Annotated in this window: 22 protein-coding genes and 1 tRNA gene; 15 read left to right on the top strand and 8 right to left on the bottom strand. The window is 70.2% G+C overall.

Annotated features, from left to right (window positions below; all coding sequences use genetic code 11):
- Positions 1–168: 168 nt before the first annotated feature.
- Positions 169–2,064 (top strand): FAD-binding monooxygenase, encoded by a 1,896-nt coding sequence (locus ACJJVL_RS07350; protein ID WP_405217814.1) that lies wholly within the window; start codon positions 169–171, stop codon positions 2,062–2,064.
- A gap of 151 nt (positions 2,065–2,215) precedes the next feature.
- Here the strand turns inward: ACJJVL_RS07350 and ACJJVL_RS07345 are convergent.
- Both ACJJVL_RS07345 and ACJJVL_RS07340 read right to left on the bottom strand, forming a co-directional pair.
- Positions 2,216–2,288: transfer RNA gene (locus tag ACJJVL_RS07345), tRNA-Glu, on the bottom strand.
- Positions 2,289–2,371: 83 nt separating this feature from the next.
- Positions 2,372–3,262: a diacylglycerol/lipid kinase family protein gene (locus ACJJVL_RS07340; protein ID WP_405217812.1), complete on the bottom strand. Its 891-nt coding sequence runs from the start codon at positions 3,260–3,262 to the stop codon at positions 2,372–2,374.
- An 82-nt stretch (positions 3,263–3,344) separates the two neighbouring features.
- Here ACJJVL_RS07340 and ACJJVL_RS07335 point away from each other — a divergent pair, with 82 nt between their 5' ends.
- The 7 genes from ACJJVL_RS07335 (at position 3,345) to ACJJVL_RS07305 (ending at position 10,341) form a co-directional block, all read left to right on the top strand.
- Positions 3,345–3,977, top strand: a complete 633-nt coding sequence (locus ACJJVL_RS07335; RefSeq protein WP_405217811.1) for an MBL fold metallo-hydrolase — start codon at positions 3,345–3,347, stop codon at positions 3,975–3,977.
- Between the two features lie 106 nt (positions 3,978–4,083).
- A complete protein-coding gene (locus ACJJVL_RS07330) occupies positions 4,084–4,794 on the top strand; it encodes an IclR family transcriptional regulator (RefSeq protein WP_405217810.1) in 711 nt (236 codons plus the stop codon).
- A 7-nt stretch (positions 4,795–4,801) separates the two neighbouring features.
- Positions 4,802–5,554: a TSUP family transporter gene (locus ACJJVL_RS07325; protein WP_405217809.1), complete on the top strand. Its 753-nt coding sequence runs from the start codon at positions 4,802–4,804 to the stop codon at positions 5,552–5,554.
- Between the two features lie 92 nt (positions 5,555–5,646).
- On the top strand, positions 5,647–6,645 hold the full coding sequence (locus ACJJVL_RS07320; RefSeq protein ID WP_405217808.1) for a helix-turn-helix domain-containing protein: 999 nt from the start codon (positions 5,647–5,649) through the stop codon (positions 6,643–6,645).
- Positions 6,646–6,706: 61 nt separating this feature from the next.
- Positions 6,707–8,764 carry a primary-amine oxidase gene (locus ACJJVL_RS07315; protein WP_405217807.1) on the top strand — a complete coding sequence of 686 codons (2,058 nt, stop codon included), beginning with the start codon at positions 6,707–6,709 and terminating at the stop codon, positions 8,762–8,764.
- A gap of 36 nt (positions 8,765–8,800) precedes the next feature.
- Positions 8,801–9,568, top strand: coding sequence for a MoaF C-terminal domain-containing protein (locus ACJJVL_RS07310; RefSeq protein WP_405217806.1), 768 nt, complete (start codon positions 8,801–8,803; stop codon positions 9,566–9,568).
- Positions 9,565–10,341, top strand: a complete 777-nt coding sequence (locus ACJJVL_RS07305) for an SDR family NAD(P)-dependent oxidoreductase (protein ID WP_405217805.1) — start codon at positions 9,565–9,567, stop codon at positions 10,339–10,341. Before ACJJVL_RS07310 ends, ACJJVL_RS07305 begins: the two co-directional genes overlap by 4 nt.
- 76 nt (positions 10,342–10,417) lie before the next feature.
- On the opposite strand, the gene ACJJVL_RS07300 is transcribed toward ACJJVL_RS07305, so the two are convergent.
- The 3 genes from ACJJVL_RS07300 to ACJJVL_RS07290 form a co-directional block, all read right to left on the bottom strand.
- Positions 10,418–11,821, bottom strand: coding sequence for an aldehyde dehydrogenase family protein (locus tag ACJJVL_RS07300; RefSeq protein WP_405217804.1), 1,404 nt, complete (start codon positions 11,819–11,821; stop codon positions 10,418–10,420).
- 23 nt (positions 11,822–11,844) lie between these two features.
- Entirely contained in the window at positions 11,845–13,359 is a 1,515-nt protein-coding gene (locus ACJJVL_RS07295) for a GMC family oxidoreductase (protein ID WP_405217803.1), read from the bottom strand.
- Between the two features lie 176 nt (positions 13,360–13,535).
- The gene (locus ACJJVL_RS07290) at positions 13,536–14,936 is read right to left on the bottom strand and encodes an MFS transporter (protein ID WP_405217802.1); all 1,401 of its coding nucleotides are present in this window, start codon (positions 14,934–14,936) and stop codon (positions 13,536–13,538) included.
- Between the two features lie 170 nt (positions 14,937–15,106).
- Here ACJJVL_RS07290 and ACJJVL_RS07285 point away from each other — a divergent pair, with 170 nt between their 5' ends.
- The 7 genes from ACJJVL_RS07285 (at position 15,107) to ACJJVL_RS07255 (ending at position 23,000) form a co-directional block, all read left to right on the top strand.
- Positions 15,107–16,621 (top strand): fumarylacetoacetate hydrolase family protein, encoded by a 1,515-nt coding sequence (locus ACJJVL_RS07285; RefSeq protein WP_405217801.1) that lies wholly within the window; start codon positions 15,107–15,109, stop codon positions 16,619–16,621.
- The gene (locus ACJJVL_RS07280) at positions 16,618–17,322 is read left to right on the top strand and encodes a GntR family transcriptional regulator (protein WP_405217799.1); all 705 of its coding nucleotides are present in this window, start codon (positions 16,618–16,620) and stop codon (positions 17,320–17,322) included. Before ACJJVL_RS07285 ends, ACJJVL_RS07280 begins: the two co-directional genes overlap by 4 nt.
- A 68-nt stretch (positions 17,323–17,390) precedes the next feature.
- On the top strand, positions 17,391–18,884 hold the full coding sequence (gene hpaE / locus ACJJVL_RS07275) for a 5-carboxymethyl-2-hydroxymuconate semialdehyde dehydrogenase (protein WP_405217798.1): 1,494 nt from the start codon (positions 17,391–17,393) through the stop codon (positions 18,882–18,884).
- 45 nt (positions 18,885–18,929) lie between these two features.
- Positions 18,930–20,027 (top strand): 3,4-dihydroxyphenylacetate 2,3-dioxygenase, encoded by a 1,098-nt coding sequence (gene hpaD, locus ACJJVL_RS07270; protein ID WP_405217796.1) that lies wholly within the window; start codon positions 18,930–18,932, stop codon positions 20,025–20,027.
- Positions 20,024–20,854, top strand: coding sequence for a 2-keto-4-pentenoate hydratase (locus tag ACJJVL_RS07265; protein ID WP_405217794.1), 831 nt, complete (start codon positions 20,024–20,026; stop codon positions 20,852–20,854). Before hpaD ends, ACJJVL_RS07265 begins: the two co-directional genes overlap by 4 nt.
- Positions 20,851–21,648 (top strand): aldolase/citrate lyase family protein, encoded by a 798-nt coding sequence (locus ACJJVL_RS07260; RefSeq protein ID WP_405217792.1) that lies wholly within the window; start codon positions 20,851–20,853, stop codon positions 21,646–21,648. The genes ACJJVL_RS07265 and ACJJVL_RS07260 overlap by 4 nt, the downstream gene beginning before the upstream one ends.
- A gap of 98 nt (positions 21,649–21,746) precedes the next feature.
- Positions 21,747–23,000: a YhjD/YihY/BrkB family envelope integrity protein gene (locus tag ACJJVL_RS07255; protein WP_405217790.1), complete on the top strand. Its 1,254-nt coding sequence runs from the start codon at positions 21,747–21,749 to the stop codon at positions 22,998–23,000.
- A 90-nt stretch (positions 23,001–23,090) separates the two neighbouring features.
- Here the strand turns inward: ACJJVL_RS07255 and ACJJVL_RS07250 are convergent, their stop codons facing one another.
- The 3 genes from ACJJVL_RS07250 to ACJJVL_RS07240 form a co-directional block, all read right to left on the bottom strand.
- On the bottom strand, positions 23,091–23,495 hold the full coding sequence (locus ACJJVL_RS07250; protein WP_405217788.1) for a hypothetical protein: 405 nt from the start codon (positions 23,493–23,495) through the stop codon (positions 23,091–23,093).
- Positions 23,495–23,893, bottom strand: a complete 399-nt coding sequence (locus tag ACJJVL_RS07245) for a DUF1304 domain-containing protein (protein ID WP_405217786.1) — start codon at positions 23,891–23,893, stop codon at positions 23,495–23,497. Before ACJJVL_RS07245 ends, ACJJVL_RS07250 begins: the two co-directional genes overlap by 1 nt.
- A gap of 92 nt (positions 23,894–23,985) precedes the next feature.
- Positions 23,986–24,501: a hypothetical protein gene (locus ACJJVL_RS07240; RefSeq protein ID WP_405217784.1), complete on the bottom strand. Its 516-nt coding sequence runs from the start codon at positions 24,499–24,501 to the stop codon at positions 23,986–23,988.
- Positions 24,502–24,639: the final 138 nt, after the last annotated feature.

Genomic DNA, 24,639 nt, shown 5'->3' with positions numbered 1-24,639 from the left:
CGGCGACCGCAAGGCGACGGCACCGGCGGGCGGCCACATCGCGCGCACTGCTTGTCACGCGCTCGCCGCCGCCCTATGCTCGAGAGCAATAATCGAAGTGCGTGTTCATATATAGAACACCACACCGCGATGACGTCCGTCGTCTCACACAGGAGTGAGGAAGCACCCGTGCAGTTCCACCACCACGGCTACGTGTCCACCGACCCGCGCATCCAGCCGGCCGCTGGCATCGGCCTCGACCGCCCGGAGCACCTCCCCGACGAGGTCGACGTGCTCATCGTCGGGACGGGCCCCGCCGGCATGATCACGGCGGCGCAGCTCGCGCAGTTCGCCGACGTCAACGTGCGCATCATCGAGCGCCGCGGCGAGCGCCTCGCGATCGGCCAGGCTGACGGCATCCAGGCCCGAAGCGTCGAGACCTTCCAGGCCTTCGGGTTCGCCGAGGCGATCACGGCGGAGGCCTACTGGATCACCGAGATGGCGTTCTGGAGCCCCGACCCCGAGGATCCCTCGCGCATCGTCAAGACCTCGAACCCGCTCGACGACCCTGCCGGGATCAGCGAGTTCAAGCACCTGATCGTCAACCAGGCTCGCGTGCTCGACTACTTCGCCGAGGCCGCGCTCAACGCACCGGGCCGTGTCACGCCCGACTTCGGCTGGGAGTGCGAGCACATCGACGTGACGGACGAGGGCGAGTTCCCGGTGCTCGTGCACCTGCGCGGCACCGCGCACGAGCAGGAGGGCCAGGAGCGCACGATCCGCGCGAAGTACGTGGTCGGCGCCGATGGCGCCCGCAGCAACGTGCGTCGGGCGATCGGGTGCACGCTGGCGGGCCAGTCGGCCAACCACGCGTGGGGCGTCATGGACGTGCTCGCGGTCACCGACTTCCCCGACATCCGCACGAAGTGCGCGATCCAGTCGTCGTCGGGCGGCAACATCCTGCTGATCCCGCGCGAGGGCGGCTACCTCTTCCGCATGTACGTCGACCTCGGCGAGGTGCCGGAGGGCGGCGACGGCGCGGTGCGGAGCACACCGATCGAGGCGATCATCCAGAAGGCCAACGACATCATCGCGCCCTACACGCTGGACGTGAAGAACGTGGCGTGGAGCAGCGTCTACGAGGTCGGCCACCGCATCACCGATCGCTTCGACGACGTGCTGCCGGAAGATCGGGGCAGCCGCACGCCGCGCGTGTTCATCACCGGTGACGCATGCCACACCCACAGCGCGAAGGCCGGGCAGGGCATGAACGTGTCGATGCAGGACGGCTTCAACATCGGCTGGAAGCTGGGCCACGTGCTCGACGGCCGAGCACCCGAGAGCCTGCTCGACACCTACTCGGGCGAGCGACAGGTCGTTGCGCAGAACCTCATCGACTTCGACAAGGAGTGGTCGACGCTGATGGCGAAGCCCGTCAGCGAGTTCGAGAACCCGCAGGCGGTCGCAGACTTCTACACCTCCACCGCCGAATTCCCCGCGGGGTTCATGACGCAGTACGAGCCGTCGCAGATCGTCGGCGACGACACCCACCAGGAGCTCGCGACGGGCTATCCGATCGGCAAGCGCTTCAAGTCGGCGCGCGTAGCGCGGGTCTGCGACACGAACCCGCTGCACCTCGGCCACCAGCACACCGCCGATGGGCGCTACCGCATCTACGTCTTCGCCGACCCGGCGAAGCCGGCGGCCGCTTCCGCGACGCGCGACCTCGCCGAGTGGCTGCACAGCTCGCCCGACTCGCCGATCGCAGTGCACACGCCCGCCGGACGCGACACGAGCGCACTGCTCGACGTGAAGGTCATCTACCAGCAGGGCCACCACGACGTCGTCATGAACGATGTGCCGGATGCGTTCAAGCCCGTCGTTGGCCCGTTCGAGCTCATCAACCTCGAGAACGTCTTCGCCACGCTCCCGGATGACGACGTGTTCGAGGCGCGCGGCATCTCGCGCGACGGCGCGATCGTGGTCGTGCGACCCGACCAGTACGTCTCCGCTGTGCTGCCGCTGACCGCCAAGGACGAGCTCGCGGCGTACTTCCGCGGCGCGTTGCTGCCGGCAGCTCGCTGAGCGCCGCTGGGCCGGGTCAGAGCGTCAGCTCGGGCCCGGTCCAGTTCGTGCTGTCGACGGGGCGCCGCGGCGTCGCACCTGGGCGGCGCCCTCGCGACCGCACCCGGAAACGCAGCAGAGCCCCGGTCCGTGGACCGGGGCTCTGCGACTGTGACCCCAGCGGGATTCGAACCCGCGTTACCGCCGTGAGAGGGCGACGTACTAGGCCGCTATACGATGGGGCCGTGCTGCGTGTCTTGCGTTCGCAACCTGGATAGTTTGCCACACGATCTCGCTCTCCGCCAAATCCGGGCGCCAGCCGGTCAGATCACTCGACGCGAAGCACCTGCAGCGCCCCCGGCATGATGCTGCAGCGCACCGGCAGCCGGCCGACGATCTCGCCGTCGGCGCAGACGATCACGGTCTCGTCGCTCGCGAGCTCGGCGCTCTCGCAGTCGACGATGTGCACACGGGGATCTGACTCGTGACGACCGCGCAGCGCCTTGGACAGCACCGAGAGGAATCCCGGGTAGGAGAGCTCATCGGCGAAGACTGCTGCGAGCCTCCCATCGCGCAGGTCGGCGCGCGGAGCGATGGGGATGCCGCCGCCGAAGACGCGGTTGTTGGCGATCGCGGCGATGAGCGTCCGCCGCGTGCGCTCCGCTCCCCCATCGAGCCTGACGCGAAAGGTGCGGTGCTTGGGCCGCAGCAGCGTGGCGATGATGGCGGCCTGGTAGCGGAGCCGGCTCGGCACCCTCGTCAGGCGGAAGGATCGCACGTTCACATCGGCATCGAAGCCGACCGAGACGATGCCGGCGGCGAGCGTGACACCGTCGGGATGCTCGATTCGCACCAGGTCGATGCGGTCGGGCGAGCTCGCGAGGATCGCGGCGAGCGAGTCGATCACCTGCTCGGTGGACCCCAGCCCGAGCGTGGCCGCGAAGTCGTTGCCGCTGCCGGAGGGCACGATCACCAACCGCTTCGAGGTGCCGCCGACGATGTTCGCCCCGAGATGCACCATGCCGTCGCCGCCCACCACGACCAGCACCTCTGCCTGGATCATGGCGAAGCGCGTCTGCTCCAGCTGACCGGCGAAGTCGACCGCGACGATGTGCTGCACGTCGTGACCGAGGTCGGCGATGCGCGCCGCGACGAGCGCACCGACCGGCTCCGAGCGACCGAATCGCGCGGCTGGGTTCGAGGCGACCACGATCTGCACGGTGTCAGCGTATGGCGCGAGTGGCCGCCTCCGGACCGCCGCGACTCGCCGCTCGGTCGCAGCACCGCCTATCGTGGAGCGCATGCGAGTGACCAAGCAAGAGCACGCCTGCATGATCCTGGGCGACGAGGGCCAGCAGTTGGTGATCGATCCGGGCAACCAGACGGGCCCCGTCTCGGCGCCCGGCCTCGTCGCGATCGTCATCACCCACGAGCACCCGGATCACTGGGACGCGGAGCACCTGTCTGCGCTGCGCGCGGCGCACCCGACGGTGCCGATCTACGGCCCCGCCGGTGTGGCCGCTGCCGCCGGTGACTTCGACGTGACGGTCGTGGAGGCGGGTGAGCGCGTCACCGCCGGGCCCTTCCGGCTGCGCTTCTTCGGCGGTGAGCACGCCGAGATCCACCGCTCGATCCCGCTCGTCGACAACCTCGGCGTGCTGGTGAACGAGCGCTTCTACTACCCGGGCGACTCCTATGCGAAGCCCGATGTGCCCGTCGAGCTGCTGGCGACGCCAGCCGGGGCCCCGTGGCTGAAGATCGGCGAGGTGATGGACTTCGTCACCGAGGTCGCGCCGCAAGGAACCTTCGCGGTGCACGATGCACCGCTGTCCGAGATGGGTCTGGGCATGGCGCACGCCCGGATCGAGGACGCGGTCACCGCCGCTGGCGGCGAGCACCATCGTCTGCAGCCCGGCGACTCCATCGAGATCTGAGCCGCGCCTCGTTGGCAGTGGCAACACTCTGTCTCCATAGCTGAACGGTCTGTTCTATGCTCGAGCAAAGGCATCCGATCGGATGCGGGGACGAGAGCGAGCGAGGATGCCCGAGCAGCCGGCGGTCAAGCCAGCAAGCGGATCGCAGACCCTCTCGCGCGGCCTGACCGCACTCTCGCTGCTCGCCGACCACGGCGGCCAGTCGATCCAGTCGCTCGCCGGCCTGCTCGGCGTCCACCGCTCGGTCGCCTACCGGCTCGTGCGCACGCTCGAGGAGCACCGGCTGGTCGTCCGCGACGCTGCCGGCATGCTCTCGCTCGGCCCGCAGCTCGTGGTGCTCGCGCGCGACGTCGAGCACGACCTGCAGTCCGCGTCGCTCCCGCACCTGCAGCAGCTCGCCGATGAGCTCGGCGCCACCGCCTTCCTCGCCGTGCGAGACGGCGACGACGCGGTCACGCTCGTCACAGCAGTGCCGCGCGGCGTCAACGCCTCCGTCGCGCAGCACCCCGGGCACCGGCATCCCATCTCGCTCGGCGCACCGGGCGTCGCCCTGCAGTCCATGCTGAGCGACGCGACGTGGCGCGAGCTCGGCCACGACGAGTCGATGCACCCGGAGGTCGAGCGCGTGCGCACGCGGGGCTTCGCCGTGAGCGCGAACGAGGTGATGCAGGGCATCACGTCGATCGGCGCCCCGATCCGAGCGCGAGGCACCACGGATGCCGCGGTCGCCGTCGTCACGGTCGGCGAGCCCGACACGAACGCGCTGGGCGAGGCCGTGCAGCGCACCGCCCGCGCCATCGAGGCCGACCTGCGCTAGCGCGCACATGGAGCTGCTCTCACTCGTCATCGCCGCCCTCGCGGTGCTCGTCGGCGCCGCCGGCCAGCGGATGATCGGCATGGGCTGGGGCCTCATCGTGACGCCCGTCGTGGCGCTCGTCGCCGGTCCTCTGGCCGCGGTGCTGGTCGTGAACCTGTACGGCGCGATCGCGTGCCTCATCATCCTGCCGCGCGTGTGGCACGACGTCGACTGGCGGCGACTCGTCTGGCTGCTCGTGCCTGCCGTGGCGCTCATGGTGCCGGGGCTGCTCATCGCGCGGGCACTCGACACCGACCTGCTGCGCGTGATCGTCGGGGCGATCGCGGTCGCGGGGGTGCTCGTCTCGGTCGCCGTGACCAGCACCGCACGGCACAGCGACGGACCGGGCCTGCGACTGGCGGCCGGCTCGTCGATCGGCCTGCTGAACGCGAGCGTGGGCATGGGTGCCCCGATCGTCGGTCTCTACTCGCTCGTGTCGGGATGGCACGACAAGACCTTCGTCGCGACGATGCAGCCGTTCTGGGCGCTCGTGAGCAGCACGATCGTGCTCGTGCGGCCGTTCGTCGCACCGGAGGGTGCGCCCGACTGGCCGCTCTGGGGCTGGCTCGCGCTGGTGGTGCCGGTCGCGGCGGGCGTCCTCCTGGGCGACCGGATGGCGCACCGGGTGAACCGCACGGCCGTGCGCTGGTCGATCATCGTGTGCTCGCTGCTGGGTGGCGTCTCGCTCATGATCGCGGGCTCGCTCGCACTCCTCGGCTGAGCCGTCCTGCGCCTCCGCCACCGCCGCGCCTCCCGTCGCGTCAGCCCGATACCCTGATGGCGGGCCTCGTGGGCGCGGCCCAGGAGGAACGTTTGGCCGACATCTTCGACTTCCCGCCGCTCGACGGCGAGACGCACGACATCACGAGCTGGCGCCGTGAGGTCGCGACCAACTTCGTGCCGCTCGACGTGCATCCGCTCGGGGAGGACGAGTTCTGGGCTCGCGCCAGTCGCGTCGACATCGGCGAGGTCTCGGTGTTCCGCATCAGGCACACGGCCAGCGTCGTCGCCCGCACGCCGAAGCTCGTGCGGCGCAGCCCGAGCGATCTCATCAAGGTGAGCCTGCAGCTCGACGGCGAGGAGCTCATCGAGCAGGACGGCCGGGTCGCGCTGCTGCATCCGGGAGACCTCGCCATCTACGACACCTCGCGCCCGTACACGCTGCGCTTCGACGGCACGTCCAGCCTGCTGGTGTTCACCTTCCCGATCGGGTACCTCGACCTGCCGCGTGATGAGCTCGCCGAGGTGACGGCGACCGCCTTCCCGCTCGAGTCGCCGCTGGGTCGCGTGGTGAACTCCTTCTTCGTCGACCTGGCGAAGAGCCTCGCCGAGCTGCCCGGCGAGCACGGCCAGCGCCTCGCGCGCACCGGGCTCGACCTGCTCATGACCCTCGTGTCAACGCAGCTCCACAACGGTGTGCGACGCGATCCCAAGCGACAGCTGCTGCACGAGCTGCTCGGCACCATCGATCGGATGCTCGCCGACCCATCGCTGTCACCGGCGACGATCGCCGCCGCCCACTTCATCTCGACGCGGCACCTGCACGCGGTGTTCGCCGAGCACAGCATCACGGTGGCCGGATGGATCCGCGAGCGTCGACTCGAGCACATCCGCCGCGATCTCGCCGACGCGCAGCTGCTGGAGCTGCCGATCGCGACGATCGCGGCCCGGTGGGGCCTCGTGAACCCCGCCCACTTCTCCCGACTGTTCCGCACCACCTTCGGGCAGAGCCCGACCGAGTATCGGCTCGCCACCGCGCTGGAGCCGACGCTGGTGCCGGACGAGCGGTCGCAGGCAAGCAGCCTGCACTGACGGGCAAGCAGGCGCCGCCACCGCCGCCTAGCGTGGAGACACGCTGGACGAGGAGGTCCCCATGCCCGACACGACCCACACCCACGGTGCGCGCGACTCGAGCCTGACGGAGGCGACGCACCCGCTGGCGCCGCTGACGTCCGCCGAGATCGAGCGCGTGCGATCGGTGCTCGATCGCGCCGGCGAGCTGCGGCCCGACACGCGGTTCCCGCTGCAGGTGCTGCTCGACCCGCCGAAGGCGAGCCTCGCGCAGTGGACCGAGGGCAACCCGCTCGGTCGGCGGGTGCTCTCCACCCTGCTCGACAGCGAGACGGGGCGCGTCCGCGAGGCCGTGGTGGCGCTCGACGACGACCGCCTGGAGTCGGTCGAGACGCTGCCGACGGGTGAGGCTCCGTTCGGGCAGCCGCCCTACCTGTTCGAGGAGTACGAGCTCGTCGACGAGGTCGTGAAGGCGGATGCGGGCTGGCGCCGCGCCATGGAGGCGCGCGGCATCGAGGGCCTCGAGCGCGCGCTCGTCGTGCCGCTCGCGCCGGGCCAGTTCAACGAGCCGGACGAGGTCGGCAAGCGCATGATGCGATCGCTCACCTTCATGCCTCCGGCCGAGGGCGACAACCCCTGGTCGTTCCCCGTCGAGGGGCTCGTGCTGCTCGTCGACGTCACCGAGCGCAAGGTCGTCAAGCTCGTCGACGAGCGCCAGGTGCCGCTGCCGCAGCTCGACGCCAACTACGACGACGCGTCGGTCGGCGAGCGCCGCACGAGCCTGAAGCCCATCGACATCAGGATGCCCGAGGGTCCGAGCTTCTCGGTCGACGGCAACGAGGTGGTCTGGGAGCAGTGGCGCTTCCGCATCGGCTTCTCGATGCGAGAGGGCCTCGTGCTGCATCAGCTCGGCTGGCAGGACGGCGAGGAGCTCCGCCCGGTGATGCACCGCGCGAGCGTGCCGGAGATGGTCGTGCCCTACGGCGACACCAGCGAGACGCGCCGCTGGATCAGCTACTTCGACGCCGGCGAGTACAACCTGGGCAAGAACGCCAACGCGCAGCAGCTGGGATGCGACTGCCTGGGCGCCATCCACTACTTCGACGCGCACGTCGCGGCCGACACCGGCGAGCCCATCACGATCCCCCGCGCGGTGTGCATGCACGAGGAGGACTACGGCGTGCTGTGGAAGCACCGCGAGCTCGACGGCGAGACGACGCACGGTCGCCGCTCGCGGCGGCTCGTGGTCTCCTACTGGGCGACCGTCGGCAACTACGACTACGGCTTCTTCTGGTACCTCTACCTCGACGGCTCGATCCAGTTCGAGGCGAAGGCGACCGGCATCGTGTTCTGCGGCGCAGACGAGCCGGGCGCGATCCTGCCGCACGCGACCGAGATCGCACCGGCGCTGTTCGCCCCGATCCACCAGCACATCTTCTGCGCGCGACTCGACTTCGACATCGACGGCACCGACAACTACGTCGATCAGGTGGACCTGGTGCGCGTGCCCATGGGCGACGCGAATCCGTGGGGCAACGCGTTCGGCTACCGCCGCGACCGCGTGAGCGAGGCGACCGGCGTGCTCGGCGATGGAGCGGTGGGGCGGACCTGGCACATCGGCTCGTCGAGCCGCACGAACGCCGTGGGCAGGCCGACCGAGTTCCAGCTCATCCCTGAGTCGAAGGCGACGCTCATGGCCGACCCCTCCTCGACCGTGCACGATCGCGCGACCTTCGCGACGAAGCACCTGTGGGTGACGTCGCATCGCGACGACGACCTCTACCCCGCAGGCCGCTACCCGAACCAGCACTCCGGTGGCTCAGGCCTGCCCGCGTCGGTGGCTGCCGGCGGTGACGTCGACGGCGCCGACCTGGTGGTGTGGCACTCCTTCGGTCTCTCGCACATCCCCCGACCCGAGGACTGGCCCATCATGCCGGTGGACTACTCCGGCTTCTGGCTGAAGCCCTACGGCTTCCTCGACCGCAACCCGGCGCTCGACGTGCCAGAGGCGGGCGGCAGCTGCGGCTGTGTCGGGGACACGTGCGGATGCGGCGGCCACGACACCGGAGACGGTGACGGCTACGACGCGCACCACGGCCATCACGGTGATGACGGCGAGGACCACGTTGCCGTCCGCTGAGCGGCACGGCGACGGCGAGCGCGCGGCGAGCTCCCGATGAGCGCGTTCATCTCGGTCGGCGATCTCGGACGCGGCATGGAGGTGCACGGCGACGTGCTGCCGGCGGTCGACGAGCTGGCGGGCCGCGTCCTCGACCTGGACGGCGAGCGGGTTGCGTTCGGCGAGGACGGCACCGCCGACCTCGGCGGCGTGAGCAGCCCCGTGCACGTCACCTCGCTGCGGCCGGGCGTGCTGCTGGCCAGGGCGCTGTCGGGCGCGCGCGGCCTCGAGCTGCTCGTGCTCGCCGACGGGGGCTTCACGCGCGTCTCGGCACGGCTGCCCGACGAGGAGACCGCGCGCGAGAGTGCCTGGACCCGCGTGCAGCGCGGCGATGAGCCCACCGGGGTGACCATCGCCATCCGGCACGGCGTGCTCGAGGAAGGCGGGCGCCTCCACGCCCCGACCCGCGAACTCGTCGGCATGCGCAACCGGTACACGTACTCCCCGACCGAGTCCTACGAGCACATCTACCTCTCAGAGCACCGGTACACCTGGCACTGCCTCTCGGGCGTCGAGGCGGGGCTGGCCGACACCGACGCGTGCGATGCGATCCGCGTGGCGGACGACCTCGTGCTGTTCCTCTGGCGGGAGAAGATCGTGCCGACGCTCGGCGCCGTGCTCATCGACCTGCGGCAGCTGCGGACCGACGGCGCCATCTTCGGGGACGACGCGTTCGAGCCCGGCAGCGCGACGGTCTTCCCGGTCGGCAGCCGGTTCGAGGTCGCGAACGTGACCGCGTACCTCGCGCAGGGGTCGTCCGGATGACGTGCGCCATCGTCACGGGCGGCGGCACCGGGATCGGCCGCGCCGTCGCCCTGCGGCTTGTCCGCGAGGGGTGGGACGTCGTCGTCACTGGCCGCCGCGCGCAGCCGCTCGAGGAGACGGCAGCGCTGTCGCCCGACCGCATCCGCGCGGTGGTGGCCGACGCGTCCGACCGCGACGCGATGGACGCGGTGGTTCGCCGAGCGCTGGAGCTCGGGCCGCTCGGCGCCCTGGTGACGAGCGCGGGCGGCCACGGCTACTCCGCGGTCGCCGACACGACGGACGCGGAGTGGGCGTCGTCGCTGCAGGCCAATGTCACGACCGCGTTCGTCGCGTGTCGTGCGGCGCTGCCAGCCATGGCCAACGGCGGCGGGTCGATCGTGATCATCTCGTCGCTCGCCGGGATCCGTGCGGCACCGGAGACCACCGGCTACACCGTCGGCAAGCACGCGCTGCTCGGGCTGATGCGGCAGATCGCCCGTGACGGCGGCGGCACCGGCGTGCGCGCCAACGCCGTCTGCCCCGGATGGGTGCGCACGCCGATGGCCGACGATGAGATGCGCGTGCTCGTCGAGCAGGGGCGTGCCGGTTCCATCGACGAGGCGTATGCGCTCGTCACCCGCGACGTGCCGCTCGGACGCCCGGCGGAGGCGGCGGAGATCGCCGAGCTCGTGGGTTTTCTTGCGGGCCCCGCGAGCTCCTACCTCACCGGCTCGACCATCCTGGTCGACGGCGGGGCGCACATCGTCGACGTGCCGACGCTCGCATTCGGGTAGCGGCCGCGCAGACGCGTGGCACGCGACGAAGCAGGGGCCCCACCGAGACGGCGGGGCCCCTTCCTCGTCGCAAGGATCAGCCGTGGATGACCTGCGGCACACCCATCGCCTTCAGCCCCTCGACGCCGAACTCCAGGCCGTAGCCGGAGCCCTTGACGCCGCCGAAGGGTGCCATCGGGTGGATGGTGCCGTGCGAGTTGATCCACACCGAGCCCGCCTCGATGCGCGCAGCGACCTCGCGTGCGGCCGCCGGGTCGGCGGACCAGACGCTCGCGCCGAGACCGGCCTCACCGCGGTTCGCGCGCGCGATCGCGTCGTCGATGTCGCTGTACTTGAGGATCGGCAGTGCCGGGCCGAACTGCTCCTCGACCACGAGGGCCGCGTCGTCGTCGAGGCCGTCCACCAGCGTCGCGGGATAGAACCAGCCCGGTGCATCCCGGTCTGGCTCGCCGCCGAGCAGCACGTTGCCGCCGCGCGACTTCGCATCCTCCACCAGCCGGTCGACGACATCGAACTGCTGCTCGGTCGTGAGCGGTCCGAGCAGGTTCTGCTCGTCGGAGCCCGCGCCCATGGGCATGGCGCCCGCGACGCTGACGAGCTCGCGCACCACGTCGTCGTAGACGTCCTCGTGCACGTAGAGCCGCTTGAGCGCCGCGCAGGTCTGCCCGGTGTTGATGAAGGCGCCCCAGAAGAGGCCCTCCGCGATCGCCTTCGCGTCGACATCCGGCAGCACGATGCCCGGGTCGTTGCCCCCCAGCTCGAGCGTGAGGCGCGTGAGGTTGTCGGCCGATGCGCGCATGATCGACGCCCCGGTCTTCGCCGAGCCCGTGAAGGTGACCTTCCCGAAGGCCGGGTGGCTGCTGATCGCCTCGCCCAGCTCCCCGTCACCCGCGAGCACCGTGAACAGGCCCGCCGGCAGGTGCCGATTGACCAGGTGCGCCGTGGCGAGCACGCTCAGCGGCGTGTACTCGCTGGGCTTCATCACCACGCCGTTGCCCATCCGCAGTGCGGGGGCGAACTGCCAGGTGCCGATCATCGCGGGCCAGTTCCAGGGCCCGATCGCGCCGACCAGTCCGATCGGGCGGTAGTAGATCGTGGCCTTGGTGTCACCGTCGTCGACGACCACCTCGGGCTCGAGCACGGTCGCGATCGTCGCGCGGAGCCATCCCACGACGGCGCCGACCTCGAAGCGCGCGCCGGGTCCGCTGAGCGGCTTCCCCTGCTCGCGGGCGATGAGCTGCGCGAGCGCCTCGCCGTTCGCCTCCACCTCGTCGGCTGCGGCCGCGAGCGCCTCGCAGCGCTGTGCATCGGTCTTCGCCGCCCACGCCGGCTGCGCCGCGCTGGCGGCCTCGATCGCGCGCTCCAGGTCGTCGACGCTGGATCGCGGCGCGTGGGCGAAGACCTCGCCCGTCGCCGGGTCGATGACGGGCGTCCCCTCCTGTGCGCTGATCGCTGCCAGCAGGCTCTCGTAGGTCTCCATGGTCGCTCCTTCTCGGTGTTGGCTCATCGGTGGTTCGTGAGCACGCCGGCTGCGCGCTCGCCGATCATGATCGTCGGCGCGTTGGTGTTGCCGCTCGGTACGCTCGGCATGATCGAGGCGTCCGCGATCCTGAGGCCCTCGAGGCCGTGGACGGCGAAGGTCTCGGGGTCGACGACCGCGCCGGGGTCGGTGCCCATGCGGCAGGTGCCCACCTGGTGGTGGTAGGTCGTGACCCACTCGCGCATGTGCGCATCGAGCGCCGCGTCGTCGAGCCGGCCCGTCGGCAGCACGAGCCGCGCGCCCCACTCGTCTGCGAGCTCGGACTGAGCGCCGACCTCGAGGATCTGCTGCATCGAGGCGCGCAGGCTCGCGACGTCCTCTGGGCGCTCCAGGATCTGCGGATCCATGAGCGCGAGCGCATGCGGGTCGTTCGACGCGAGCCTGACCGTGCCGCGTGACTCTGGCCGCACGAGCCCCGCCTGGAGCGTGAAGCACGTGCCGGTGACGTCGTCTCCGGGCGGCGCCATCGGAACGGAGAAGCAGATCGGCTGCGTGTCGGGCACATCGATCCCGTCGCGGAACCGCGTGAAGGAGTGCACCATCGCCACGGGCTCGTAGTCGGCGCGGGTGGGGATGGGCTTTGCCGTGGTCTCGTAGACGAACGGCACGAGCAGATGATCGTGCAGGTTCTCGCCGACGCCGGGCAGATCATGTGCAACGCGCACGTCGACGTCGCGCAGGTGCGCGGCTGGGCCGATCCCGGAATGGAGCAGGATGCGGGGCGTGTCGAGCGCCCCCGCGCACAGGACGACCTCGTCGGCGCGCACCTGCTCGAGCGCGCCGTCCGACTCGAGCTCGACGCCGACGACTCGACCGCCCTCGATGAGGAGCCGGTGCACCCACACCCCCGTGCGGATCGTCAGCGCGGGGTGCTCCTGCACCGGGCCCATGTATGCCCGCCACGACGACAGCCGCACATCGTCGCGCGTCGTGAGCTGCATCCAGCTGACGCCCTCGATGGCTTCCCCGTTGTAGTCGGGGTTCGCGGGAACGCCGGCCGCGACGAAGGCGTCATGGATCGACTCGAAGACGGGGTTCCGCGCGTACCGGTCGGTGACGTCGAGCGGGCCGTCGCCACCGCGCAGCTCGCTCGCGCCACCGGAGAAGGACTCCATGCGGCGGAACACGGGCGCGACGTCATCCCAGCTCCATCCCGTTGCGCCTTCGCGCTCCCAGCGGTCGTAGTCGCCGTGGGCGCCACGGACGAAGATCGATGCGTTGAGGGAGTGCGAGCCGCCGAGCACCTTGCCGCGCGGCCAGTGAATCCTGCGCCCGTGCGCGTGCTCCTGCGGCGTGGTGAAGTAGCCCCAGTCGTCGGGGCTCAGCCACAGCTCACCCAACCGGCCCAGATCATCGACGGTGGGCTTCCGGTCGTCGCCTCCCGCTTCGAGCAGCGTCACGCTCGCGCCAGCATCGAGCAGACGACGAACGACGACCGATCCTGCCGACCCTGCACCCACGACGAGTACGTCCGCCATGATCCCTCCCTCTGCCGATCGCCGTCGATCGACTCTCGCCATGCTCACAGAGGCGCGATGGGAGGGGCTAGCGAATCACGGCGACCGTCTTGCCGATGCGTGCACCGCACGGTTCGGGGTCGAAGCCACAGCGAGAGGAGGGGACCCGCCGAAGCGGATCCCCTCCTCGCGGCGGTTCAGCGGCTGTCGCGCGCAGCGCCGGAGGCGACACCGGCGGGGTCGCCGTCGCCCTTCTTCCAGTCCTCCCAGTTGCCGCCGTGCTCGAACTCGATCGTGAGCGGGATCTGCGAGCGGTCGCGCAGCAGCAGCGTGCCGACGACCGCGAGCACGACCATGCCGAGCAGGTAGACGACGATCGACCAGGTGGAACCGGTGGCCTGCAGCAGCGCCTGCGCGATGGTGGGCGCGAACGCGCCACCGAACACCGCACCGATCGCGTAGGCGATCGAGACGCCCGAGAACCGCACCGAGGCCGGGAACGACTCGGCGTACCAGGCAGCCTGCGCGCCGTAGGTGAGGCCGAGGCCCACGCCCAGGATCGTGGTGGCGATCGCCACGCCCCCGACGCCCTGCGCGGTGAGCGTGAACAGCGGCACCACGCCCACGGCGAGGGTCACCCAGCCGATCAGGTAGAGCGGCTTGCGACCGATGCGGTCCGAGAGCCAGCCGGCGATGAAGGTGAACACCAGCCACGACACAGCGCCCGCCAGGTTCGCCAGCTGCACGCCGACCGGGTCGAAGCCGTACCCGCCCGCGTCGGTCGGGCGCGAGGCGAGGCCCTGGATGTAGCCACCGGTGGTCATGTAGCCGACCGCGTTGTTGCCCATGAAGACCATCGCGCACAGCAGCACGATCGTGCCGTACTTCGTGAACACCTGCTTGATGGGAGCGGACTCCTGCTGCGCTGTCTCCTTGATCTCCAGGAAGACGGGCGACTCCTCGACCGCGCGACGCACGATGTAGCCGACGACCACGAGGATGATCGAGACGAAGAACGGGATGCGCCAGCCCCACTCGAGGAACGAGTCGCCCTCGAAGATGGCACGAACGCCCGCCAGCACACCGGTCGCGATCAGCATGCCGAGCGGCACACCCGACTGCACGAAGGAGCCGAACAGACCGCGGCGGTGCGTCGGGGAGTGCTCGATCGCCATCAGCACGGCGCCGCCCCACTCGCCGCCGGCGGAGAGCCCCTGCAGGATGCGCAGCAGCATGAGGAGGATCGGCGCCAGGATGCCGATCTGCTCATACGTGGGCAGCGCACCGACGAGCGTGGTCGCGGCGCCCATGAGCAGCAGGGTGATCACGAGCATCGGACGACGGCCGAGCCGGTCGCCGAAGTGACCGGCGAGGAACGCGCCGAGAGGCCGGAACAGGAACGAGATGCCGATGGTGACCAGCGAGATGATCTGGCCGAGGCCCTCCCCGGCCGGCTCGAAGAAGAGCTGCGCGAAGACCAGGTTCGCCATGAAGGCGTAGATGAAGAAGTCGTACCACTCGATGGTGGTGCCGACGACGACAGCGGCGAGCACCCTGTTGCGCTCGCTCGTGCTCGTGTGCGTGGGGCTGTGGGACACGCTGACTCCTTCGTCAGTAGCGGGGTGCGGCCTGCGCCATGGACTGGCAGGAACATATACGATTTCATCCACGACCGTCAAGGGGGCGTGTCGCCCGGAGCGCCGCGTGGGGCGAGATCCGCATCGTCAGCCTCTTGCAGACCAGATTCGGAATCGTATACGATGCCCGCATGGATGCATCGTCGCAGCCCCAACAGGGCGCCCCCCAGACCGCAGTCGACGCCTGGCAGCTGCTCGGCACGCGGCCGTCGAAGATCTTCGCGATGCACATCGGCTACGCGGCGCGCGCAGCCCAGAAGGGCCGCACGCCTGAGGCGCCCGGCTACTTCCTGAAGCCAGCCACCTCCCTCTCCACCGGCGGCGAGATGGTCGCGCCGGCGGGCACGGAGATCTTCGGCTTCGAGGGCGAGATCGCGATCGTGATCGGATCCGCAGCCCGCGCCGTGAGCGAGGCGGATGCGTGGGGGCACGTCGCGCACGTCACCGCATCCAACGATCTGGGCGTGTTCGACCTGCGCTGGGTCGACAAGGGCTCGAACATCCGCTCCAAGGGCGGCGACGGCTTCACGCCGATCGGCCCGACGCTGCTGGACGCAACGCAGCTCGACCCGAACGCGATCGAGGTGCGCACCTGGCTCGACGGCGAGCTCGTGCAGGCCGACTCGACCGCGACGCTCATCTTCTCGCTCGCGCAGATCGTCAGCGACCTGTCGCAGCTCGTCACCCTCGAGCCCGGCGACGTCATCCTCACCGGCACGCCCGCGAACGCCTCCACCTTCGCCCCCGGCCAGCGGGTCGAGGTCGAGGTGTCGGCGACGACGGTGGATGGCCAGCAGGTCTCGACCGGCCGCCTCGCCTCCACGGTGCGCGTGGGCGAGCAGCAGCTCCCGCCGTACTCCGCCCAGCCGAAGCCGACGCCGGAGCAGTGGGCCGATGCGTCCGGTCGTCCTGTCGCCGAGTTCCAGGACGCGGCTGCCCCGGTGCTCGACGACGAGCTGCGCGCGCAGCTCGCGAGCGTCGCCCTCGCGACCCTCTCCTCGGCGCTGCGCAAGCGCGGCCTCAACAACGTCTCCATCGACGGCCTGCGGCCGACGCAGCCCGGCACGCGCATCATCGGCACCGCCCGCACGTTGCGCTACGTGCCGAACCGCGAGGATCTGTTCGAGACCCACGGCGGCGGCTACAACGCGCAGAAGCGGCTCTTCGATGACCTGCACCCGGGCGACGTGGTCGTCATGGAGGCTCGCGGCGACAATCGCGCTGGCACCTTCGGCGACATCCTGGCGCTGCGCGCCCGACACCTCGGCGCTGCGGGCATCATCACCGACGGCGCCGTGCGCGACCTCGACGTCGTCACCGAGATCGGTGTGCCGACCTACCACGGCGGCGGGCACCCCGCCGTGCTCGGCCGCCTGCACGTGCCGTGGAGCTACGACGAGACGATCGCGTGCGGCGGCACGACCGTGCAGCCCGGTGACGTGATCGTCAGCGACGGCGACGGCCTGCTCGTCATCCCGCCCGCCATCGCGCGCGAGCTGGTCGCCGAGTGCATCGCGGCCGAGCGCGCCGAGGAGTTCATCGCTCAGCAGATGGACGCCGGTGAGCGCATCGAAGGCCTCTTCCCCATGAACGCCGAGTGGCGCGCGAAGTACGAGGCGACCCTGTCGGAGGCGGACGGCCAATGAGGACGAGATCGGCGAAGGCGGCTGCACTGACCGAGGCCGGCGGAGCGATCGCTCCGTCGAAGTCGCAGCGAGCCTACACGCTGCTGCACGATCGCATCGTGAGCGGCACCTACTCCCCGGGGTACCGACTGGTGCTCGATGCGCTCGGTCGCGAGCTCGAGATGAGCGTCGTCCCCGTACGGGAAGCGATCCGCCGCCTCGAGGCAGAGGGTCTCGTGACCTTCGAGCGGAACATCGGCGCGCGCGTGGCCGAGATCGACGAGCTCGAGTACCACGACACCATGGAGACGCTCTCGTTCGTCGAGGGCGCCGCCATCTCCCTGGCCGCGGGCCTCTACTCCAAGGCCGACGTCGACGAAGCGCGCGCGATCAACGAGCAGATGCGGCACTCGCTCACGGCGTTCGACCCCGTGCAGTTCACGGCGCTGAACGAGGCGTTCCACCGGCGGCTCAGCGACGTCGCTCCCAACGCCGTGCTCGCCGACGTCATCGACACCTGCTGGCGGCGCCTTGCGCGACTGCGCCAGTCCACGTTCTCGTTCGTGCCCGGCCGTGCCCTGCCGTCGGTCGACGAGCACGAGGCCATCCTCGCCCTCATCGAGGACGGCGCCGACCCGCGCAGCATCGAGCTCGCCGTGCGCCACCACCGGCTCGCGACGCCCGACGCCTACTTCCACCGCCCGACCGCGCCATCCGAATGAGCGACGCGGCCTCGGCCGCGGATCCCCGAACCCTCCCCACAGACCGACCCGACCGAGAAGGAGCCATCATGGCGAACCAGCCCGCAGGCATCCCCGACCTGATCCCCCACTACATCGACGGCGAGCGCGTTCCCTCGGTCGACGGCGAGACCTTCGGCGTGCTGAACCCGGTCACGAACGAGGACTACACGATCGCGGCCTCCGGCAAGCAGGCCGACATCGACCTCGCCGTCGCCGCCGCAACGCGCGCGTTCGAGGAGGGCCCGTGGCCCCGCATGAAGAACCGCGAGCGCGCCCGCATCCTCAGCCGCATCGCCGACATCGTGGAGTCGCGCGACCAGGAGCTCGCGCAATTCGAGTCATGGGACTCGGGCCTGCCCATCACGCAGGCGCGCGGCCAGGCGCAGCGCGCCGCCGAGAACTTCCGCTTCTTCGCCGACCTGATCGTCGCGGGGCGCGACGACGCGTACAAGGTGCCCGGCAGCCAGGTGAACTACGTCAACCGCAAGCCCAAGGGCGTCGCTGGGCTCATCACGCCGTGGAACACGCCGTTCATGCTCGAGTCCTGGAAGCTCGGCCCCGCGCTCGCCTCCGGCTGCACCGTGGTGCTGAAGCCTGCCGAGTTCACGCCGCTCTCGGCGTCGCTGTGGGCGGGGATCTTCGAGGAGGCCGAGCTGCCCCGTGGCGTCTTCAACCTCGTCAACGGCTTCGGCGAGACCGCCGGCGACGCGCTCGTCAAGCACCCCGACGTGCCGCTCATCTCGTTCACCGGCGAGTCGAGCACGGGCAAGCTCATCTTCGGCAACGCAGCGCCCCATCTGAAGGCACTCTCGATGGAGCTCGGCGGCAAGAGCCCCGCCGTGGTCTTCGCCGATGCGGACCTCGACGCCGCGATCGACTCGACCCTGTTCGGCGTGTTCTCGCTGAACGGCGAGCGCTGCACGGCCGGCAGCCGCATCCTGGTCGAGCGCTCGATCTACGAGGAGTTCCTCGAGCGCTACGCCGAGCGCGCGAAGAACATCGTGGTCGGCGACCCGCACGACCCTGCGACCGAGGTGGGCGCGCTCGTGCACCCGGAGCACTTCGACAAGGTCATGTCGTACGTCGAGATCGGCAAGCAGGAGGGTCGTCTGCTCGCCGGCGGCGGCCGCCCCGATGCGTTCCCGGAGGGGAACTTCGTCTCCCCCACGGTGTTCGCGGATGTCGCTCCTGACGCTCGCATCTTCCAGGAGGAGATCTTCGGCCCGGTCGTCTCGATCACGCCGTTCGACTCCGACGAGGAGGCGCTCGAGCTCGCGAACAACACGCGCTACGGCCTCGCCGCCTACATCTGGACCAACGACCTCCGACGCGCCCACCTGTTCTCGCAGAACGTGGAGGCCGGCATGGTGTGGCTCAACAGCCACAACGTGCGCGACCTGCGCAGCCCGTTCGGCGGCGTGAAGGCATCGGGTCTCGGACACGAGGGCGGCTACCGCTCGCTCGATTTCTACAGCGACCAGCAGGCCGTGCACATCACGCTCGGCGACGTCCACACCGTGCGCTTCGGCGCATCCGCCTGAGCCGTGCCAGCACCTGAACCGACAGACTTCGAAGGAGAAGCAATCATGAGCGAGAAGATCCCAACGCCCTCGGTGCCCGCACCCGACATCGTGCGCTGCGCGGCCATGGACCTCGTGGTCACCGACCTCGAGGCGAGCCGGAAGTTCTACGTCGACCTGCTCGGCCTGCACGTGACGGAGGAGGACGACGAGGCGATCTACCTGCGGTCGTTCGAGGAATTCATCCACCACAACATTGTGCTGCGCAAGGGCCCGGTCGCCGCTGTCGCCGCCTTCGCCTACCGCGTGCGGACGCCCGAGGACGTCGACGCCGCCGAGGCCTACTACCGGGAGCTCGGCTGCCGCACCGAGCGGCGTGCCGACGGCTTCCAGAAGGGCTTCGGCGACAGCGTGCGGGTCGAGGATCCGCTGGGCTTCCCCTACGAGTTCTTCTACGCCACCGAGCACGTCGAGCGGCTCACGCAGCGCTACGACCTCTACTCGGCGGGCGAGCTCGTGCGCCTCGACCACTTCAACCAGGTCACCCCCGACGTGCCGCGCGGTCGCGCCTACCTGGAGGATCTCGGCTTCCGCGTCTCGGAGGATATCCAGGACGACCAGGGCGTGACCTACGCCGCCTGGATGCACCGCAAGCAGACCGTGCACGACACGGCGCTCACCGGTGGCGACGGGCCGCGCATGCACCACATCGCGTTCTCGACGCACGAGAAGCACAACATCATCCAGATCTGCGACAAGATGGGCGCTCTGCGCATCTCGGACCGCATCGAGCGAGGCCCCGGCCGTCACGGCGTCTCGAACGCGTTCTACCTCTACATCCTCGATCCGGACGGCCACCGCGTCGAGATCTACACGCAGGACTACTACACCGGCGACCCCGACAACCCGACGGTCACCTGGGATGTGCACGACAACCAGCGGCGCGACTGGTGGGGCAACCCGGTCGTGCCCTCCTGGTACACCGAGGCCTCGCTCGTGCTCGATCTCGACGGCAACCCGCAGCCCGTCATCGAGCGCACCGACGCGAGCGAGATGGCCGTGACGGTCGGCGCCGACGGCTTCTCCTACACCCGCGCCCCCGGCGACGCGCTGAAGGGCGAGCCGGCCGAGGAGATCGGCTTCAAGATGGGCAACCAGGTTTGAGCGCCGGACCTGCTCCGGTCGAGCCCGCCGGCCCCGGCCGCGGCCTCGACGACGTCACGGTGCGGCAGCTGGCTGACGAGCTCGCGGAGGCCACTCGCTCGCGCGGCATGATCGAGAAGATCTCGACGCGCTTCCCGGAGGCCACGATCGAGGACTCCTACGCGGTGCAGCGCATCTGGCGCACGCGCCGGGAGCAGGGCGGCGCGCGGCTCGTGGGGCGCAAGATCGGCCTCACCAGCAAGGCGATGCAGTTCGCCACCGGCATCACGGAGCCCGACTACGGGGTCATCTTCGCCGACCAGACCTACCGGTCGGGCGAGTCGGTCGAGCACGCCCAGTGGTCGAACGTGCGCGTCGAGGTCGAGCTGGCGTTCGTGCTGAACGCGCCGCTGGAGGGCGAGGGCCTCACGGTCGACCAGGTGCTCGACGCCACCGAGGCTGTGGTGCCGGCGCTCGAGATCCTGGATTCGCACATCGAGCTTGACGGCCGCACGATCGTCGACACGATCAGCGACAACGCGGCGCTCGGCGCGGTCGTCGTCGGCGATCACGAGATCGGGCCGCGCGACCGCAACCTGTCGTGGATCGGCGCGCTCTGCAAGGTGAACGACGAGATCATCGAGACCGGCGTCTCCGGTGGCGTGCTCGGGCATCCGGCGCTCGGCGTCGCCTGGCTGGCGGGCAAGCTCGCGCAGCACGGCGACCGCCTGGAGGCGGGCGAGCTCATCCTCGCCGGGTCGTTCACCCGGCCCGTCTGGGTGCAGCCGGGCGACGTGGTGCGGGCCGAGTACCAGGACATGGGCACGGTCGAGGTGGCGTTCCGGTGAGCACCTTCCGCGACGCCCTCGCCGCCGCTGACGCGCCGCTCGTCGGCCTCTGGAACGCATCCGGCAGCGCCGTGGCGGCCGAGATCATGGCGGGCTCCGGCGCCGACCTGCTGCTCGTCGACGGCGAGCACGGCCCCATCTCGATCTCGGAGATGCTGCCGATCCTGCAGGCCGCCGCCGGCTACCCGGTCACGACCATCGTGCGGGTGCCGTGGAACGATCCGGTGACCATCAAGCAGGTGCTCGACCTGGGCGCGCAGAACGTGCTGGTGCCGATGGTCTCGAGCGCCGACGATGCGCGGGCTGCGGTTCGCGCCGCCCGCTACCCCGGGGTCGCTGGTTCGCGAGAGGGCGTGCGCGGCATCGGCTCTGCGCTCGCGCGGTCGTCGCGCTGGGGCCGCATCGGCGGCTATGTGCAGGATGCCGATCGGCACGTGTCGGTGACCGTGCAGATCGAGACGGCGGATGCGGCGGCGAACGCCGCCGAGATCGCAGCCGTCGACGGCGTCGACGCGGTGTTCGTCGGGCCGGCCGACCTGGCTGGCTCGATGGGCTACCCCGGGCGCGCATCCGAGCGGGCGGTCGTAGAGGCGGTGGATGCCGTGATCGACACGGTGCTCGCGGCCGGGAAGCCCGTGGGCGTGAACACGTTCGCTGAGGCGGACGCCGACCGCTGCATCGCGCGAGGCGCATCCTTCGTGTTCGTCTCCGCCGACGTGACGCTTATGGCGCGAGGCTCGGAGGCGGCGGTGGCGCGGCTGCGGCGCACCGGCACACAGACCGACTCCTACTAGCCGGTCAGCGCACCGGCGGGCGCTGGCGCCCAGGGACGTGGGAGTGCGCTGGGGTACAGTTCTGCCCCACCACCGTTCACAGGGCGAGAGGCAACTTCGTGTCGAGCAGAGACCCCATTGACGCCACCCTCGACGCCGCGAACGCGCCGGCTCCGGATCACGACGCGAAGCCGGACGATCCGCCCAAGCTCGAAGGCGCGAGCTGGAAGTACGCGTTCAAGCGGGCGCTGAAGGAGTTCAGCAGCGACCACGCCACGGATCTGGCAGCGACGCTCACCTACTACATGGTGCTCTCGCTCGCGCCGGCCCTGCTCGCGGTGTTCTCGATCATCACGCTCGTGCTGGCGAACAATGCGCAGACGGTGACGTCGCTCCTCGACGACATCGTGCAGCTCGTCCCCGAGGACGCGCAGCCGATCGTCAGCAACCTGGTGCAGACGATGACCGACTCCGCGACCGGCGGCGTGATCGCGCTCATCATCGGCGTCGCGACGGCGGTCTGGTCGGCATCCGCGTACGTGAAGGCCTTCTCCCGGTGCATGAACATCGTCTACGGCATCGAGGAGGGCCGCGGCTTCATCAAGCAGACCGCGACGATGCTCCTCATCACCGTGGCGCTGCTGGTCGGCGTCGTGCTCATCCTGGTCTCGATCGCGCTGAACGAGGCCCTCGTCACCGGCGTGCTCGGCCCGCTCGCCGAACCGCTCGGGCTCGGGAGCGTGCTCGCGTTCATGACGCAGACCTTCCTGCCGATCTGGGCATGGGTCAAGTGGCCCGTGATGCTCGCGCTGGTCATCCTGATGATCGCGCTCCTCTACTACCTCGCGCCGAACCTGCAGCAGCCGAAGTTCACGTGGGTGAGCATCGGCTCGATCGTCGCGATCGTCGGCATCGCGCTCGCATCCGTAGCGCTCTCGATCTACTTCGCGGTGTCGTCGGGCTACAGCGCATACGGCGCGATCGGCGGCGTCATGGCGCTGCTGTTCGCCCTGTGGATCTTCAACATCGTGCTGTTGCTGGGTGCCGAGGTGGACGCCGAGGTCGAGCGCGCGCGGCAGCTGCAGGCGGGCATCGCCGCAGAGTCGATGATCCAGTTGCCCCCGCGCGGCACGAAGAAGGTGGAGAAGATGGCTGCGGCGCGCGATGATCTCGAGGCGGACGGACGAGCGCTGCGCGCGCTGCACGCCGCAGAAGCAGCTCGGCAGGACGACGAGCGCGAGAGCGACGAACGCCGCGCCGACGACGAACGAGAGGCCGACGACGCGAGAGAGCGCAACGACGGCGCTCGGCGCCGACCTGGCGGCGCGAAGCGCAAGCTCTTCGGGATCATTCCGCTCCCCCGACGTCAGTGACCGCCGCGCGGAGGGTGCCGGGGCTCGAGCCGAGCCCCCGACGGCTCGCTCGACCCGTGAGCACCGTGACCCGGCCGACAGCCGGTCGCGTCAGCTGCGCCGGTCGCGCGTCGACCAGAGCGCCCAGGCCATGAGCACGGGCTGGAAGAACAGGCGGCCGAAACGCCGCTCGTCGGTGTCGAGACCGAAGGCGTCGCGGTGATTGATCCACTGCGCGACGTTGCCCGGGAAGACCGTCGCGAAGAACGCGGCAGCGGCCGAGCCGACCAGCGGCCGGATGCGGCGCGGCGCGAACGCGATGGCGCTGCCCAGCACCACCTCCACCACGCCGGAGACCAGCACCACGCCGTCCTCGTCGAGCGGCGCGAGCTCGACGACGATGTGCGGCACCTGCGCACGGAAGTCCTCGCGCGCGAACGTCAGGTGGCTGATCCCGGCGAACATCAGCGCGCCGCCGAGAGCCAGGCGCGCCGCACAGCGCAGGCGGTGCCCCATCAGACCACCTGACCGAGCGCGATGAGGCCAGTGACCACCGCGATCGCGGGGAAGAGCCCCTGCACAACGGCTGCACGAGCCTTCGTGCGGTCGGAGACGACCAGATAGAGCGCGGCAGTGAGCATGATGCCGGTCGCAGTCAGCAGCACCGCGATACCGGCGAGCCGCGCTCCGGCGAGGATCGCGAGCACGCCCGCGATCGCGGCGACGGCGAGCAGCAGGTTGTAGACCCCCTGATTGCCGGCGAGCTGCTTGGACTGCGCCGCCTGCTCGGAAGTGGTGCCGAAGATCCGCCTCGTGCCGGGCGCCTCCCACCGCAGCGCCTCGAGGACGAAGATGTAGCCGTGCACCGCAGCCGCGAGCGCGGCCGCGATGCTGGCGATGACGGCGAGGTCCATGCCGTGCAGTCTATGAGGGGTGCGGCGAGCGCTCGTGCTGCGTTCCCGCCGGGGCAGAGGCTCTAACGCTTCGGCCCATCACGGGCTGTGTCTCAGTTGCCCACTTCGACGTGCGCGAAGCTCTGCGAGCCCTCGTGCCGCACGTAGAGCTTCATCTTCGCATCACTGTTGCCGAGCATCGCGCGCAGCACGCCCTGGGCACGGTCGCGCTCGCCGCTGAACGCCTCGGCGATCGGCTGCGCGTGCGGCTGCGTCGTGGCGTTGGCCTCCCACACGCTTGCGTTGGAGAGCGTCGAGAGGATCTCATCGATCGAACCCTCGGCGACGTCGACGCCAGCAGCGAGCGCCACCTGATCCCTGTCGAGCAGCATGACGATCTCGTCGGCATCCTCGTGCACCACGCGCACGTCGTAGGTGGTGGCCGTCTCGGCCTGCTCGCTCGCCTCGGGCGCTTCGGTCGTCGGCTCCGCAGACTCGGCAGCGGTGGGTGCAGCGGTCTGCTCCACGGTGGCCGCCGGCTCGCTCGGCTCGGTCTGCTCCGCAGCTGCGCAGCCCTGCAGCAGCAGCGTGCTGGCCAGCAGGACCGTGACGATCGTGGTTCCTCGCATGATGTGTGCTCCTCTTCGCGACGATGCCCGTCGCCTCATCTTCGTTTGGTATCTGATATCAGAAGACCGCCCTCTCACATCGTTCGCTCCCGGAGGGCGGGGCGCGGTCGGGCGGCAGCAGATCCGCGGTCGCGTTCG

The sequence above is a fragment of the Agrococcus sp. Ld7 genome (assembly GCF_045064095.1).
GTDB lineage: Bacteria > Actinomycetota > Actinomycetes > Actinomycetales > Microbacteriaceae > Agrococcus.
Note: the sequence above shows the minus strand (reverse complement) of the source record. Positions and strands in the feature narration are given on the sequence as shown.